This window comes from Streptomyces sp. SID14436, from assembly GCF_010548465.1.
Taxonomy (GTDB): Bacteria; Actinomycetota; Actinomycetes; order Streptomycetales; family Streptomycetaceae; genus Streptomyces.
The window spans coordinates 1-831 of the sequence record NZ_JAAGMD010000068.1 but is presented as its reverse complement, the minus strand read 5'-3'; the positions used below and the strand labels follow the sequence as shown (position 1 = coordinate 831).

Annotated in this window: 1 protein-coding gene; it reads left to right on the top strand. The window is 78.2% G+C overall.

Annotated elements, in window-relative coordinates:
* The coding region (locus tag G3I53_RS02225) for a bifunctional adenosylcobinamide kinase/adenosylcobinamide-phosphate guanylyltransferase (RefSeq protein WP_164437981.1) at positions 1–689 on the top strand (689 nt) is incomplete at its 5' end.
* Between the last annotated feature and the right edge of the window lie 142 nt (positions 690–831).

Below are 831 nucleotides of genomic sequence, written 5' to 3'. Positions count from 1 at the left end.
GGGCGGCCACCGACGTCGTCGCCGTCCACCTCGACCACGACCTGCCGCCGGGCCCGGAGACCCGGCGCCGGCTGGCGGCGGCCGGCGCCCGCGCGGTCCCGGACGGCACCACCCTGGAGGTGGGCGCCTACGAGGACGTGCCGGACGTGCCCCGGCGGACGCTGGTGCTGGGCGGGGCCCGGTCGGGCAAGTCGGTGGAGGCGGAGCGGCGGCTGGAGTCCTTCCCCGAGGTGCTGTACGTGGCGACGGGCGGGTCGCGCAACGGGGACACGGAGTGGGCGGCGCGGGTGTGCGTGCACCAGGAGCGGCGACCGGGGTCGTGGCGCACGGCCGAGACGTGCGATCTGGTGCCGCTGCTCACGGACGACGGGCCGCCGCTGCTGGTGGACTGTCTGTCGCTGTGGCTGACCGACGCGATGGACGCCGTCGGGGCGTGGGACGACGCGGAGTGGGCGGGCGGCGGCGAGAAGGCGCTGCGGGAGCGGGTGCGGGAGCTGACCGACGCGGTCCGCGCGACCCGGCGGACCGTGGTGGCGGTGTCCAACGAGGTGGGGTCGGGCATCGTGCCCGCCACCGCGTCCGGCCGCCGGTACCGGGACGAGCTGGGGCGGCTGAACGCGGCGTTCGCCGAGGAGTGCGAGCAGGTGCTGCTGGTGGTGGCGGGGCAGGCGCTCGTCCTGCGCGGCTGACGGGTCGCCCGGAGCCGGCGGGTCCGGGCCGCCGGGGCGTCCCCACGGGTTGCCCGCGTCCGGCGGGCCGGCGTCGCCGGGGCGCCCTCAGCGGGCCGTCCTGACCGGCTTGCGGGCGATGATCCGGTGACCGTTGGCGAAC